This is a genomic window from Winogradskyella psychrotolerans RS-3, from assembly GCF_000427335.1.
In the GTDB taxonomy this organism is placed as follows: domain Bacteria; phylum Bacteroidota; class Bacteroidia; order Flavobacteriales; family Flavobacteriaceae; genus Winogradskyella; species Winogradskyella psychrotolerans.
This window is the reverse complement of sequence record NZ_ATMR01000161.1, coordinates 1-639: the sequence shown is the minus strand read 5'-3', so window position 1 is coordinate 639 and position 639 is coordinate 1. Positions and strand designations below refer to the sequence as shown.

Genomic DNA, 639 nt, shown 5'->3' with positions numbered 1-639 from the left:
AATCAATTAATTAAATAAAACGTAGATCCCCCTTGGGATCTTTGTTCCTTTTTTCATATCTATTGGTATTTGTTTTCTTAATTCAAAAAACGCAATCCCCACTGATCCTCCCTGTTTTTCCTAGTTAAATATACATATAATTTCCATCTAAAAGACCAAAATTCAAGTAAAATTACCAGTAAAATTTAGAGTTTTAGCGGAAAAATTTAATTTATCTTTCAACCCGGATATCATTGACTGCCTTGCCAAGGAAACAGGTTTTTCCAAAAGAAAATCCAAACTCAAGCCCCACCTGTTTTTCGAGAGCCTGATGTTTTCCCATCATTTAGGAAAATCTTTCAGCCTCATGGATGTGTGTTCGGATCTTATGGAGGAATACGAGCTGGGGATCACAAAACAGGCAATTGATGACAGGTTCAATGACCGAGCCGTACTTTTCTTCCGCCGGATACTAGACCGGCTACTTTCCGCCGAATTTAATACTTGTAAAGATTTTGGGGGGTTGCTTTCCCGTTTCAACAGGGTGAGGATAAAAGATTCAACGAAGTTTCCTCTTCCAAAAGCCTTTACCCATAAATACAAGGCACACAGGGGCGGTGGCAACGGGGGCAAGTCCGACAATTGCGAGTCCCCTGATCA

General features: G+C 40.1%; 1 pseudogene. It reads left to right on the top strand.

The annotated features are described in order from the left end of the window. Positions 1 to 367: 367 nt before the first annotated feature. A pseudogene (locus ADIWIN_RS21490) lies at positions 368 to 639 on the top strand (hypothetical protein); the annotation flags it as partial.